Annotated in this window: 13 protein-coding genes; 7 read left to right on the top strand and 6 right to left on the bottom strand. The window is 43.0% G+C overall.

What is annotated here, in order from left to right; all coding sequences use genetic code 11:
• Positions 1–124: 124 nt before the first annotated feature.
• Positions 125–1,027, bottom strand: coding sequence for a branched-chain-amino-acid transaminase (ilvE, locus tag GLW00_RS05745; protein ID WP_160912129.1), 903 nt, complete (start codon positions 1,025–1,027; stop codon positions 125–127).
• 508 nt (positions 1,028–1,535) lie between these two features.
• Between ilvE and GLW00_RS05740 the strand changes: the two genes are divergently transcribed.
• On the top strand, positions 1,536–1,661 hold the full coding sequence (locus tag GLW00_RS05740) for a YjcZ family sporulation protein (RefSeq protein ID WP_160913727.1): 126 nt from the start codon (positions 1,536–1,538) through the stop codon (positions 1,659–1,661).
• A 195-nt stretch (positions 1,662–1,856) separates the two neighbouring features.
• Here GLW00_RS05740 and GLW00_RS05735 read toward each other — a convergent pair whose 3' ends face one another.
• From GLW00_RS05735 to GLW00_RS05725, 3 genes are all read right to left on the bottom strand, one after another.
• A complete protein-coding gene (locus GLW00_RS05735; protein WP_160912127.1) occupies positions 1,857–2,195 on the bottom strand; it encodes a hypothetical protein in 339 nt (112 codons plus the stop codon).
• Positions 2,179–2,364 (bottom strand): hypothetical protein, encoded by a 186-nt coding sequence (locus GLW00_RS05730; protein WP_160912125.1) that lies wholly within the window; start codon positions 2,362–2,364, stop codon positions 2,179–2,181. Before GLW00_RS05730 ends, GLW00_RS05735 begins: the two co-directional genes overlap by 17 nt.
• An 871-nt stretch (positions 2,365–3,235) precedes the next feature.
• A complete protein-coding gene (locus GLW00_RS05725) occupies positions 3,236–3,475 on the bottom strand; it encodes a ferredoxin family protein (RefSeq protein ID WP_160912123.1) in 240 nt (79 codons plus the stop codon).
• A 291-nt stretch (positions 3,476–3,766) separates the two neighbouring features.
• Here GLW00_RS05725 and GLW00_RS05720 point away from each other — a divergent pair, with 291 nt between their 5' ends.
• The 3 genes from GLW00_RS05720 to GLW00_RS05710 all read left to right on the top strand — a co-directional run bounded on the left by GLW00_RS05720 (position 3,767) and on the right by GLW00_RS05710 (position 7,909).
• Positions 3,767–4,621, top strand: a complete 855-nt coding sequence (locus GLW00_RS05720) for a thermonuclease family protein (protein WP_160912121.1) — start codon at positions 3,767–3,769, stop codon at positions 4,619–4,621.
• A 240-nt stretch (positions 4,622–4,861) separates the two neighbouring features.
• Complete coding sequence (locus GLW00_RS05715; protein WP_160912119.1) at positions 4,862–5,875, top strand: TAXI family TRAP transporter solute-binding subunit; 1,014 nt, start codon at positions 4,862–4,864, stop codon at positions 5,873–5,875.
• Positions 5,876–5,938: 63 nt separating this feature from the next.
• Positions 5,939–7,909, top strand: coding sequence for a TRAP transporter permease (locus GLW00_RS05710; protein ID WP_160912116.1), 1,971 nt, complete (start codon positions 5,939–5,941; stop codon positions 7,907–7,909).
• A 15-nt stretch (positions 7,910–7,924) separates the two neighbouring features.
• Here GLW00_RS05710 and GLW00_RS05705 read toward each other — a convergent pair whose 3' ends face one another.
• Complete coding sequence (locus GLW00_RS05705; protein ID WP_160912114.1) at positions 7,925–8,833, bottom strand: EamA family transporter; 909 nt, start codon at positions 8,831–8,833, stop codon at positions 7,925–7,927.
• 539 nt (positions 8,834–9,372) lie between these two features.
• Between GLW00_RS05705 and GLW00_RS05700 the strand changes: the two genes are divergently transcribed.
• Together GLW00_RS05700 and GLW00_RS05695 are read left to right on the top strand one after the other, a co-directional pair.
• A complete protein-coding gene (locus GLW00_RS05700) occupies positions 9,373–11,055 on the top strand; it encodes a serine hydrolase domain-containing protein (RefSeq protein WP_237417448.1) in 1,683 nt (560 codons plus the stop codon).
• A 327-nt stretch (positions 11,056–11,382) separates the two neighbouring features.
• Complete coding sequence (locus GLW00_RS05695) at positions 11,383–11,538, top strand: nucleoside triphosphate pyrophosphohydrolase family protein (protein ID WP_160912110.1); 156 nt, start codon at positions 11,383–11,385, stop codon at positions 11,536–11,538.
• A gap of 43 nt (positions 11,539–11,581) precedes the next feature.
• On the opposite strand, the gene GLW00_RS05690 is transcribed toward GLW00_RS05695, so the two are convergent.
• A complete protein-coding gene (locus tag GLW00_RS05690; RefSeq protein ID WP_160912108.1) occupies positions 11,582–12,061 on the bottom strand; it encodes a site-2 protease family protein in 480 nt (159 codons plus the stop codon).
• A gap of 309 nt (positions 12,062–12,370) precedes the next feature.
• On the opposite strand from GLW00_RS05690, the gene rlmN reads away from it, so the two are divergent.
• Positions 12,371–13,456, top strand: coding sequence for a dual-specificity RNA methyltransferase RlmN (rlmN, locus tag GLW00_RS05685; RefSeq protein ID WP_160912106.1), 1,086 nt, complete (start codon positions 12,371–12,373; stop codon positions 13,454–13,456).
• Positions 13,457–13,576: the final 120 nt, after the last annotated feature.

Here is a 13,576-nt window from a genome sequence, read left to right as displayed (position 1 = left end):
ATGTATTTCCGGGCTTCCAGCAACCCCGGCTCTCTGGGAATACATGCACTTATTCCTTTATTCCTTTCATCGTGTTCATGTGATTTAATTTTCAAATGCCTCAACTCTGCTCGGCGTTCCTCTACTAACTAACGTTCGCTTGATCTTTGCTGTACACTTTGTATCCATCTGTAGTTGTTACTTTTCTGAATTCTGAAAGCAAGTGGTTTGTGACAACACCTGGCTTCCCATCTCCAACTTTTCGCTGGTCGACTTCTACGACAGCGATCACTTCTGCCGCAGTGCCTGTCAAAAATACTTCATCAGCGACGTAGACATCGTGTCTCGTAAACGGCTGCTCTTTGACTTTGTAGCCTTTTTCTTCAGCTAAATCGATGATGGCGTTTCTCGTGATTCCTTCCAAAGCACCTAGATAAGTCGGGGGTGTCAAAATCGTTCCATTCTTCACGATGAAGATGTTGTCAGCAGAACCCTCGGTCACATAACCTTGGTCATTGAGCATAAGCGCTTCATCAACCCCAGCCTGATTGGCTTCCATTTTTACAAGGATGTTATTTAAGTAATTCAACGATTTCACTTGGGGCGGTAACACGTCCGGGCGATTTCTTCTGCTTGATACAGAAGCTAGCCGGACCCCGCGTTCATATAATTCTTTCGGAAACAAAGCGAGTGCTTCAGCAATGACAACCAAGCGTGGATTTGCACAGCTGGAAGGGTCCAGACCCAGATTGCCGGCGCCTCTGGAAACGACGACACGGATATATGCGGTTTCCAACTGGTTGCGGCGGACGGTTTCAGCAATAATCTCTTCGAGTTCCTCCTTGCTTTGTGGAATCTCGAGCATGATCGACTTCGCTGAATCATAGAGACGGTTCAAATGTTCATCAAGCTTGAAGATGTTGCCTTCGTATACGCGAATTCCTTCGAACACCCCATCTCCATATAAGAAACCGTGATCATAAACGGAAACGACGGCTTCTTCTTTCTTCACGTATTCGCCGCTCATATAAATCCATTGGCTGCTCATTTTCAGCACTCCTTTCTTTTATAGTTTAATGTTTGAAATGACTAAAGAATGATAAAGAAAATGTGGACCCTTCTGGTAAGTGATGATCTTACATTTTCAGGGTCCCAATCTCAGGTCTTTCACATGAATCAACCTGACGATTGAAGTAATCGATGTGGTTGATTGAGGACTACTTTAAACCCATTTCGAGGGAAGGTCAACAGGTTTTCTTCAAATTTTCTGAACACTCTAAAGATTCGATGAATAGGTGAAGCGCTTACACCGTTGGGAGGCTTGGCATCACGTGTCTTTTTCTCTTTTCTTTTTTTCTTTTTTATCTCAAATGAGGCGAAATCCAGTGGAAAATTTCCAATCATCAGCAGGGTGTCAAAGGGGCCATTCATCTTCTTTTTATAAAACACTTTCTGTCAAAGAATGTCTCAAATTAATAAAAGTAGACATCCGCCCTGCCTTCGAAGCCTGTCCCCTCATACTGTGTCGTATAGGATTAAAAAAGGTGGTGAAAGATATGGGCTGGTATGGTGGCTGCGGCGGTTACGGCGGCGGTTACGGCGGTGGATACGGAAGCACTTTCGTATTGATCGTTGTATTGTTCATCCTTTTGATTATCGTAGGAGCATCTTTCTACAACTAAAAAACCTTTTCGTGTGAACCACCTTTACCCGTTATAAGTGGTTCACACAAAAGCGGATGGTATCCAAACACCTTTCCGCTGATCAGGTGTGTATAAAAAAGAACCAGAGGTCATCACCACCTTCTGGTTCATTGTTCGTTATCTTTGCAATTGAAAGAATTCGGGAGAAAAATTGTTTTCTCAATATAGGTTTGGTTATAATAGACGTCGAGACATATTCTCTACAACCTCTACCTGTAGAATGTCTCCCTCTTTCAAAACCAGAGCGTCTACGCTCTGGCTTTTTTTATGTACACAAATGTTTATTATATCAATATAATGAGCATACTCTTTTTTGTAGGCCGGTTTCATCATGTATTTCATCGCCGCACACCGGCCTGCATAGTAAGCATAGGTAGGATATCCATGATTTTCAACGATAACGATGAAACAAAATAAAAAAAGAAGCGATTCGCCAATGATCGATGGCCGGTTCGCTTCTTTTTTTATGTAACGCCCATTATGGAATGGCTGGGTTTTAATTTTCCACCGCACTCTCTCTTTGATACTCCAAGTTGATGAAAATCTGCTGCAACTCAGGCAAAGTCATCTCCATCGTCCTTTTTCCAAAGGCATCCTCCGTGTAACCTAAATCCCGCAATTGATCAATCAAATAGAACCTCTCTTGATATGCACCTTCGGGGGGATAAACTGACGTGAGCATCCAATCAACTCCTGCACAAAGATTATTTTATAAGTTCTTTCTATTCTCATACCCCTTATTCCTCTTTTAAATCACACAAAGTTATCTAAATTATCTGATTTTAATAAAAGGATTAGATATGGACCTCTCAAAGAAGCACTAGATCAACAATCTTTAATAAGTTCTTCCTCTTTATTAAATTTTGTTAAGTTGTATTTTCACATAAGCTCCCTTTAGTGGAAGACTCAGTTTCGAGACTTTTGTGTAATTCTAGGGGCTCCGGGAAACGATTCGCTTTCCATGGGGCGGGCGGTAAGCCTCCTCAGGCTCCGCCTTCCGGGGTCTCACCTGTCCCACACGTCCCATAGGAGTCTCACCGTTTCCCTCCGCCCCTTTATCATGGAATAGATTCTCGAAACCTACACTAAAAGGGCAGCTCTTATGATTTTGATAGGCGGATTTTAGAACCCCTGGACTTATAAGTAAGGTTCTAATCCTTCCCACCCAGGCAGGCAAAAAGGGCTTTGTATCAAGCGATTACGCTTTCTAAACGTCCATTGGATAGAGTACATATTATCCATTTCCTTAAACATATAAGCTAATTTTCTAAGTAGTGGTTTCGAGAACCTACTATGATAAAGGGGCGGAGGGGAATGGCGAGACTCCTGCGGGAAAAAAGTGCTTGGTGAGACCCCACAGGACGCAGTCCGAGGAGGCTCACCGCGCTCCCGCGGAAAGCGAGTTATTCCCCGCAGCCCCCATCCACTCAAAAAACATCTCGAAACTGAGTCTTCAAGAAACCTGCCATTTAGTTGAATAAGTAATTTTCAGAGATCCTATAGCACCGAATAATAGGGGAAATAAAAAAAAGCCCATGAGAGGGCTTTTTTCTTTATATGTTGCCGAAGAACTTTTCCGCTTTTTCCAGAAACGGCTCTTCCTCGGGCGTGAGCTCATACTCTTCAACAATCGCATCTACCGGACACACCGATACACACGCACCGCAGTCTATACAAATATCAGGGTTGATGTAGTACTGGTCTTCCCCTTTTTCAATACAATCAACAGGACAAACGTCAACGCATTCGCCGGCTTGTTCGCCCTGGCACGGTTGTGTAATGACAAATGCCATATGTATCTCTCCCTATTTCCTTAATATATCTAGTTTCTCGAAAAGCAGGTGGTTTTGTCAATCTTTGTCCTACATTTTTATCATATCTCAACGGACAGGTCGAAGGATAGGAAAAAGGCACTCCTTTGTACCTTTGTCAAAGGTAGTAGAGGCTAGTAGAATAAAAACAGTTGAAAGGCCTGGGCGGTGATGAAAACGCAAGAAGTCTGATTTACGAATGTATGTTTCACTCGTCGTTTATGAATCCATCCTGTCTCAGCTCTTTTAATTGAAAAGGAAGGAGGGATATCCATGTGTTCATGGATACAGCCTTTTCGTGGTCTTATCGTTTTGTTGGTCCTCTCTATTTCCATACTTACCGGCTGTACCGACACCAAGCCTGAAGAAATCTCTGAAAGTCAAAACGAACACTCCCAAGATTCTGTAGAGGGTGCTTCCATAGAAAAAGAAGATGATGCACCTACAGAAAAGGGATCTAACGCTTCCGCAAAAGAAGAAAACCTGCCCGGAGATGTTGTGGGCACCGTTACGAATGTAGTAGACGGAGACACCATCGACATTATGATGAATGGCAAAGAGGAGCGTGTTCGTTTGTTACTTGTCGACACGCCCGAAACCGTTCATCCTGACAAGCCTGTCCAGCGGTTTGGACCTGAGGCAAGTGAATTTGCAGAAGAAAAGCTGTCGGGGAAAGAAGTACGTTTCGAATATGACGGACCGAAGCGCGATCATTATGACCGGCTTCTTGGTTATATTTGGGTGAATGGTGAGAATTTCAACCAGCAATTGCTAGAAAAAGGACTTGCTCGATATGCTTATGAATATGATCCACCTTACGTTCATTCAGTATCTATGAAAAAAGCAGAAACGCGTGCCAAACAACAAGAGAAAGGAATTTGGAGCATCGACGGTTACGTTACGAACGAAGGATTTAGCGAAAGAGAATCCTTTAGTTCTGAGGAGTTGCCAGCCTCCTCCTATGAGGGAAATCTCCCCTATGACCTTCACGGACCAGATCGGGACTGTAGTGACTTCTCATCACAAAAAGCAGCACAAGCCTTTTATGAAGCTGCTGGAGGACCTGCTCAAGACCCCCACCGCTTAGATGGGAACGATCAGGATGGGGTTGTTTGTGAAAGTTTATAAAGGAAGCCAAAGGAGGATGCCAAATAAGGGCTTCTCTCATTTTGGTTCATTAAAAGGAGCCCTTAAGGGGAGCTCCTTTCTTTTAATCTTTACTGGGTTTCAATTGTCTCAATTTTTGTAATATTATTGTAATTCATCCATAAACAAGGTAAAATCATGTAAATATAAGGAACTTTTTGATTTAAATGGGGTAAAAATAACCTTTTAAATCAATCTAATTTCATAATAGGGGGTCTTCAAATGAAAAAGTATTCATGGCTAATGTTCATTCTCCTCTTCACTGTAAGCCTTTTCTTGAGCGCTTGTGGTGAAAGTGGGACAAGCGGTTCCTCAGGAGATGACGGCGGAAGTGATGGTGGCGAAGAAATGACAAACCTGACAATGGGAACAGGTAGTGTCGGTGGAGTCTACTATCCGCTTGGAGGAGAAATGGCAAACCTCTTTGCAGACAATATTGATATGGAGGGTTTTGACGTTAGTTCCGTTGAATCTGGAGCTTCTGTCGAAAACATCGCCAAAATCCAATCAGGGGACTTCCAACTGGGGATTGCTCAGAATACGACCATGATCAATGCGGTTGAAGGAATGGGTGAATTTGAAGGTAAAGATGTCGGTAATGTCGGCGTCATCGGTTCCCTGTATCCTGAGGCACTACAAGTGGTCACATTGGATTCTACAGGTATTGAGTCCATTGAAGATTTAAAAGGAAAAAAAGTAGCTGTCGGACCTCCAGGCGGGGCAACTCGTGAAGCGGCTGAGATGGTTCTTTCCGCATACGGCATCGAAGAAGGTGACTATGAAGCGTTTGAAGAAGGTTTTGGAGATGCGAAGAGTAAACTTCAAAATAATACGATTGACGCCTCTTTCGCCGTTGTAGGAGTCCCTTCCTCAACGACAGATGAATTAGAAGCGGCTACAGGAGAAGTTAAGTTTCTGAACGTTGAAGGCGATGCTTTAGAAGAAGTGACTTCCAATAGTCAGTACGAAGCTTATACAGTCGAACCTGGTACGTATGAGTGGCAGGAAGAGCCTGTGGAAACCATTACTGCATTAGCGCTTCTTCTTGGTTCAACAAGTCAGGTCAGTGAAGATCTAGCATATGAAATGACGAAAACACTTTATGAAAATGCGGGTGATATGTCAATCGCTCAAGCGAAGCTGATCACGCAGGATAGTGCTTTGACAGGTGCTCAAGAACTCCCGCTTCACCCTGGATCAGAGAAATATTTCAAAGAAGCAGGCATTTTAGAATAAAGAAAGCAAGCGGAACCGGACATTGTTTTTGTCCGGTTCTTTATAACGTTGATTTAGAAAAGAATGGAGGTAAGAGGCGTGACGAAAAAAGATAACAAAGAAGTAGACAAACAGGAAATGATGAAAAAATACGACAAAGAGAGCACATTCCGTACCAACCTCGGACCCTGGGGCTGGGTGACTTTGATCCTTGGGAGTGCCCTGACTATTTTTCAGCTTTACACCGCTTACCGTGGAGCCTATGTTTCACTTATACAGGGTGCCATTCACCTGGGTGCCGCTCTATGCTTAGTCTACCTCCTCTATCCGATTAAATCTTCTTTAACGGGCAGACGAGGCATTCCATGGTATGATCTTATTTTTGCTGCCATCGCTCTTTATGCGAACTTTTATATCATTCAAAATTATGACCGTCTCATTAACGATGCGATTATCTTCGGATTCACCTATATGGATCAATTTGTTGCAACAGCCGGCATTCTTTTGTTGCTTGAAGCGACAAGGCGAGTCGTCGGCCTTCCTATTGTCATCATTGCGATCGTCGCCCTGCTCTATGGGATGTTTGGAAATTTCATTCCTATCATTGGTCACGCAGGCAATGACTGGCCTACGCTCGCAACGAAAATGTTTTTCAGTTCCAGTGCTATATTCGGTATTCCCATTCAAATATCGTCGACCTATATTTTTCTCTTCCTTTTTTTCGGAGTCATTCTCGTCAAAACGAACATTGGTCAGTTTTTTAATGATCTTGCCCTCCGCTTAACAGGAAAATATACGGGCGGAACAGCAAAAGCTGCTGTCGCAGCAAGCGGGCTTCAAGGAATGGTAAGTGGAAGCTCAGTCGCTAATACCGTGGGCTCTGGATCATTTACGATTCCGATGATGAAAAATGCAGGGTTCAAACCTCACTTCGCCGCAGCATCAGAAGCTTCCGCCTCCACCGGTGGACAGCTTATGCCGCCGATCATGGGTGCTGCCGCATTCATCATGGCGTCTTACACGGGGATCCCTTATAACGAAATCATCGTCATTGCGATTGTACCCGCTCTTTTGTATTTTTCAGGGGTCTTTTTAGGTACACACTTTGAGGCAAGAAAACAAAACATCCGCGGACTTTCAAAAGAAGAACTTCCTAAAACAAATAAGCTTGTCAAACGTCTGGACTTATTTCTTCCGCTCGTCATCATTATCGGATTTCTACTTGCCGGACGTACACCTACTTATGCCGCTTTATTTGCAATCGTCACGGCTTTTGTTATCAGCTTTTTCCGTAAAGAAACACGCATGTCCTGGAAAGGGATCATTAAATTGCTTGAAGAAGGAGCTCGTGTCGCCCTTCCCGTCATTGCTGCCTGTGCGACTGCAGGAATCATAGCAGGAACCGTAACGACTACCGGTCTCGGACCTAAAATCGCAGGAGGTATCATTGATCTTGCTCAAGGGCAGTTTTTCCTGGTCATGTTCTTTACCATGATTGCCTGTATTATTCTGGGAATGGGTCTGCCTACCACAGCAAACTATGTCGTAACTGCTACAATGGCAGCGCCAGCTTTGTTAGCGTTTGATGTGCCAGTCATTGCCGTTCACATGTTTGTCTTCTATTTCGGAATCGTCGCAGATATCACTCCTCCCGTTTGTCTCGCAGCTTATGCTGGAGCGGGTATTGCCGGAGCCAATCCGATGAAAGCTGGTGTAACCGCGGTAAAACTTGCGATTGCCGCTTTTATCATTCCTTATGTGTTCGTTACCAATCCAATTTTATTGCTGCAAGGAGACGTCAACGCATTTAACTTAACCATCAGTGTCCTTACAGCCTTATTAGGCATGGCAGCCATCAGCTCTGCACTGATCGGATATTTCGCAACAAAAGTCACGTGGATCGAACGAATCGCCCTTGTCTTTTGTGGACTCATGCTCGTGTATCCGAACCTAATCATATCTCTCATTGGTTTAGGAATTTTTGGAGCCGTTTCTGCTTTCCAATATGTAAAGAACAAAAAAGAAGATTCATCCAAACAAAAAGCTGTCGTATGATTGAAAGCCAGGCCTTTATAAGGTCTGGCTTTTTTCTGCCGATTTCCTTTTCAACCATAATCCCCCTAGCTCATTAAGGAAAATGGCAGCTATGATTAAACCCACCCCCGCCCACTGAACCAAAGATACAGATTCTGATAGGATGATCATGGCTGAAATGATGGCAACTGGAAGTTCAATAGAACTCAAGACATTGGCAAGTCTCCCAGAAATCAACGGAGCACCCTGAGCAAAAAATAATGGCGGGATGACTGCTCCTACGAAAGCCACTCCTGCACCGATGCTCCATAATTGCATATCGAATAACGGCAGTGTGGGCAGGTCTTGTACAAATACAACCAGCACAAGAACCAACGATCCAGTTACCATCAGGGCACTTCTTACAATAGGGTTGGTCTTTGTCGCCACCTGCCCGCTGAAAAAAACAAACCCCGCATAAGAAAAGCCTGAAAGCAGCCCAAGCAGAAGCCCAGCCATTGGAAGCTCAAAGAAGCCGCCTCCGATTACACCTGACGCACAAACAACCCCTAAGAGTGTGACCACCAATGAAAGAAAATTGATGGAGGTAGGGATAACTTTTGTAAAGATCCATTCGTAAATCATTCCAATCCACACGAACTGGAAAAGTAGAATGATAGCAATAGATGCTGGCAAATACTGCATAGCACCATAATAGAAGATACTGGTCAAACCAACGGATGTGCCCGTCAACATAATTTTGAACAGATCGCCTCTGCTTGTCCCTCTCCATGAAATCTTTTTAAATAGGCTGATTCCCCACAAAAATACAAAGGCAATCAACATTTGGACAATATTCAGTTCACCAAGTGTGTAGCCGAAAGAAAAACCTGTTTTCACAAAAATCGGGGTGAGCCCAAAGCTGGCAGCCCCTATGAGAACCAGAGTAATCCCTTTCCCTTTCATTTGTTCCCTTCCCCCTTTCTACGGCAGTCTCTACTTTCGCCCCACCATATCAACCTTCATTTCCATTAAAAAAGGCCCCTCTCTAAAAGAGCGGCCCTTTTCTATGTTTAGGAATTATACGATTCTCTTAATCAATCTTCCTATCGTACGTGGAATGAATAAGAGAATATCTACGATAGTATGGATTACCGAGCGAATCAGTTTCATTTTCATTCCTCCTTTATTTGAATATATAAATACATACCTCAGTTTTAGAAAGGTGAAACTCCACAGCGACATTTAGGGTAAATGGACCCAAAATCAAATGAAACCTCCCCATATAGGAAGAAATGGGAGTGAAAGTCCGGAATTGTCTCTCATAGCTGATGAAAGTCTCGAAGGATTATTATTGCGTTTGATCAACGAAAGGTCCTTCCCAATCCCTTCAGCCCATGCCATTCTTACCCTTTTCGGTATAAATTACCATTTTACCATAAGTGGTATAGACAACTAGAATCCAAAACCTTATGATTGAATTATCTGAAAAAGGAGGTTTTGAGTTGAAAAAGAAAAAAGTATCCCCTCTGTTAATAACGACTCTGGGAGCCACCCTGTTAATCCCGAATACGATTCTCGCAGGACCTGGTCCGAATATAGAGAAAGGAGTAAAAACAAATGTCCATACAAACTCAAGCACTGTCCATCCTGCATTTTCCTGGGATCAACCAGGGCCTTCCTCACCCATCCTGCATCCAGGATCCGTTCGAGGAGCTGGCATGAGAAAAGAGCCTTTACAAGAAATTGATCCTCTTCTACTCTCTGCTATAGAAGACAACGTGATGCCCGGAGCCGTAGCTCTTGTCGCAAGGAGAGGGCATATCGTTAAAGAAGAAGCCTACGGGTACGCGATGAAGTATGAAGACGATGAATTCACTCAATCAGAGAATCCCGTCCCCATGACGAAAGATACCATATTTGATCTCGCTTCCATTAGCAAAATTTTCACATCCACCGCCGCTATGATTTTATATGAACAAGACGCGTTCGAACTAAGCGACCCAGTCGCAAAGTACCTCCCTGAATTTGCCGAAAATGGTAAGGAGAGCGTAACGATTGAACAGCTTCTGACACATACCTCAGGCTTCAAACCCTGGATTCCCCTTTATAAAGTAGAAGGTGACAGAAACGACCGTTTACAACATGTCTTACAATATCCCCTCTCTAATGAGCCTGGATCAACCTATACTTACAGCGACTTAAATATGATTACATTAGGAGCTCTCGTCGAACGCCTCTCTCATATGCGATTAGATGAATTTGTAGAAAAATATATTACCACACCATTAAAAATGGAAGATACGATGTATAATCCAGATGAGAAATTAAAATCCCGTATTGCTGCAACGGAAGACCAACCATGGACGAATCGGGGACTTGTGTGGGGAGAAGTGCATGATGAAAGTGCCTGGTCACTGGATGGTGTAGCTGGTCATGCAGGAGTTTTTTCCACGGCCAATGATTTAGCCAAACTCGCGCATATGTTTTTAAATGAAGGTACTTATGGAAACACCGAGATTCTTAAGCCTGAAACCGTTAAGCTGCTTACTGAAAATCGTATTCCCCAATTTCCAGGTGATGACCACGGGTTAGGGTGGGAACTCCAACAAGGGTGGTATATGGATGCCCTCTCGAGTCCAAGCACATATGGACATACGGGGTACACAGGAACCTCCATCGTGGTCAACCCTGCAAATGAAACAATCGCTATATTATTAACGAATCGTGTCCATCCTACAAGGGACACAGTTTCTACGAATGGGGCGCGAAGAGGGTTTGCACGAAAAGTAGCGGATGCTATTCCAATTGAAGTGGATAAAAAAGCGAATCCATGGTTTGCAGGTTACGGAGACCAAGCGAAGAAACAGCTGCTCGCAAAAGTGAATCTCAGCGGAACGGCTTCCCTTTCCTTCCGTACATGGTTTGAAATTGAAAGTGGGTATGACTTCGGTACATTAGAAGTATCAAACGATGGGAAGACCTGGACAACACTGGATCGATTTACAGGCGACAGTAATGGATGGGTCTCACAAAATGTTGAACTACCATCCGATACTACACATATCCGCTTCATCTATGAAACCGATGGAAGTGTTAACAACCGCGGCTGGTACATTGACGATCTAGAAATAAACGGAAAAGCAATAGAGGTAAAAAGTGATTCATGGGAAAAACGACCCTATTAATGATTGAAAAAATGCAGACAAGTGCCCTCCCACTTGTCTGCATTTTTTCAAAAGATAACCTATATCACCAACTATATAAAACGGTATGAACATTTTATTGTTTTCTTTTTCCTGGAAACGGTTAAGGATGGGTATAGCCGAAAGGAGAGTGGAACATTGACAGAGCACAACAAACTAGTTCGAGATCACATTCCTAACTTACTGAGAGATTCGGGGAGAAATATCCGTACTCGAACTCTTAATAAAAAGGAGTATGATGATTCATTGAAAAACAAATGAAAAGATGAAGTTGAAGAATATTTCCACACGGTTGAAAACGAAGAATCATTGACCAAACTTGCTGACCTTCTGGAAGTTATTCATGCCTTATCTTATACACATGGGGCAACCTTCGAAGAACTTGAACACATTCGCCAACATCGCAGAAAAGAGCGTGGAGCTTTCCATAATCGTACCATGCTTCTGGATATTGAAGACGAGTGATCATAGGTAAGGGGAAAGCCTGCATGGCTTTCCCCTCTTTCTATTAATCAATCGGATCTTCAGCTTTTCCATAACGAATGACATCATAGATGGCCATGCCGTCGCTCGGCTTGCCATCCCCATTTCGATAAGGAAATAGTGAAAAGAAGATGAAGTATACAGAGAAATAGGAATACTGGTAGAAGAACAAATCAACAGGAAGAACATCCTGGGTGATCAGTACATTCAACATCAGAATGATGGCCAAATTAAAGATACTTCCAGCAAGATAGATAGACACATGCGCCCATGTCTTATTGTAGGAAAGCTTCTCATACTGACACCAGCCCTCCATAAAGTACATACGTCTCACTTCCAAAGGACCCACATAGAACAATAATTTCCCCGTACCGATACAGTAACGTATCTTCCCTCCAAATAAACGAGCGACTAGGACATGACCTGTTTCATGAACGAGTGTGACAAGAGGTAGAATCAGAAAGAAATTTATGATAAACATAGGAATATCATTCAAAGTAAACATAAGCGTTCCTCCGTTATGGTGTGAATTGAAGTTCTGAAAAAACACCTTCCCTTTATTTTAAAAAGATAACGCAATTGCAGAAAATTGCTTCCATAGCCTCAGTAAGGGGACAATGGACATCATAGGTTTTGATTTACGGTCATTGCACATAGAACTGTTGAAGTAACCTCTTTCTCTTTACATTTCTTCACTCAGAACAATCCCTGCCTGCAAATGTTTGCAAAATTTCAACATTCCTCATCCTGTTGTTTAAGTTGCCCATTTCGAGTATGATGGGAATAGCGATTTTTTTTAAAGAGGAGCGTATTTATGAAACGATCCATTTACGGATTGACGTTTGACCAACTGACTGATTGGCTTATAGATCATGGTGAGAAAAAGTTCCGTTCCAAGCAAGTATGGGACTGGCTCTACCAAAAGCGTGTGACTGATTTTTCACAAATGAAAAACGTGAATCAATCTTGTATTGATGTTCTTAATGAACATTTTACGATTGAGACACTTTCTGAAGAAATAAAACAAGAATCAAAGGATGGTACCGTCAAGTTCCTATTCAAATTGGATGATGGTAACGTCATTGAAACTGTTCTGATGCGTTTCAACTATGGACTGTCCGTATGCGTAACCACACAGGTAGGCTGTAACATCGGGTGCTCCTTCTGTGCAAGTGGAATTCTTCGTAAGAACCGGGACCTCTCCAGTGGTGAAATTGTTGAACAGATCATGCAGGTCCAACAGCACTTGGATCAACAGGGTAACGATGAACGCGTCAGCCACATTGTGGTTATGGGAATTGGTGAACCGTTCGACAACTATGACAACTTGATTGACTTCTTGAAGGTCGTAAACGATCAAAAAGGCCTTTCCATTGGAGCACGTCATATCACCGTCTCCACAAGTGGAATTGCACCTAAAATGTATGAGTTCGCAGATGAAGGTATCCAGATTAATCTGGCCCTTTCCATTCATGCACCAAATAATGAACTGCGTACACAGATTATGAAAATCAACCGTGCCTACCCACTCGAAAAATTGATGCCGGCGATTGATTACTATCTCGAAAAAACAAACAGACGCATTACCTTCGAGTACATTCTACTCAAGGACGTCAATGACCATAAGAAAGAAGCGGAAGAGCTTGCTGAATTGTTGAAGGATAAACGTCATTTATCCTACGTCAACTTGATTCCATATAACCCAGTCGCGGACAACCCTTATGAGCGAAGTGAAAAAGAAGCGATCCTTACGTTCTATCAAACGTTGATGGACCGCGGAATTAAATGCGGGGTGCGTACGGAACATGGAACTGATATCGATGCCGCCTGCGGACAGCTGCGCAGTAAGCAGATCGAAAAAGAAAAAGCACGCAAAAAGAAAAAAATGCCAATGAACTAAAAGCATGGGGCTCAGGCCCCATGCTTTTTTAAGCCTATATGTTTATTCAGACAGTCGCCCCTTCACATTAAGAGAACCTATTATCATTTTATATTGAATAAAATTCAACAAATACTCAAA

Origin of the sequence: Halobacillus litoralis (genome assembly GCF_009856445.1) — a bacterium.
GTDB lineage: Bacteria > Bacillota > Bacilli > Bacillales > Halobacillaceae > Halobacillus > Halobacillus litoralis.
This window is presented reverse-complemented; position numbering and strand designations above follow the sequence as displayed.

Excerpts from the sequence above, each read along its gene's own strand:
- ilvE (WP_160912129.1), bottom strand. The coding sequence starts at position 1,027 with ATGAGCAGCCAATGGATTTATATGAGCGGCGAATACGTGAAGAAAGAA.
- GLW00_RS05740 (WP_160913727.1), top strand. The coding sequence starts at position 1,536 with ATGGGCTGGTATGGTGGCTGCGGCGGTTACGGCGGCGGTTACGGCGGT.
- GLW00_RS05730 (WP_160912125.1), bottom strand. The coding sequence starts at position 2,364 with ATGCTCACGTCAGTTTATCCCCCCGAAGGTGCATATCAAGAGAGGTTC.
- GLW00_RS05725 (WP_160912123.1), bottom strand. The coding sequence starts at position 3,475 with ATGGCATTTGTCATTACACAACCGTGCCAGGGCGAACAAGCCGGCGAA.
- GLW00_RS05720 (WP_160912121.1), top strand. The coding sequence starts at position 3,767 with ATGTGTTCATGGATACAGCCTTTTCGTGGTCTTATCGTTTTGTTGGTC.
- GLW00_RS05715 (WP_160912119.1), top strand. The coding sequence starts at position 4,862 with ATGAAAAAGTATTCATGGCTAATGTTCATTCTCCTCTTCACTGTAAGC.
- GLW00_RS05710 (WP_160912116.1), top strand. The coding sequence starts at position 5,939 with ATGGAGGTAAGAGGCGTGACGAAAAAAGATAACAAAGAAGTAGACAAA.
- GLW00_RS05705 (WP_160912114.1), bottom strand. The coding sequence starts at position 8,833 with ATGAAAGGGAAAGGGATTACTCTGGTTCTCATAGGGGCTGCCAGCTTT.
- GLW00_RS05690 (WP_160912108.1), bottom strand. The coding sequence starts at position 12,061 with ATGTTTACTTTGAATGATATTCCTATGTTTATCATAAATTTCTTTCTG.
- rlmN (WP_160912106.1), top strand. The coding sequence starts at position 12,371 with ATGAAACGATCCATTTACGGATTGACGTTTGACCAACTGACTGATTGG.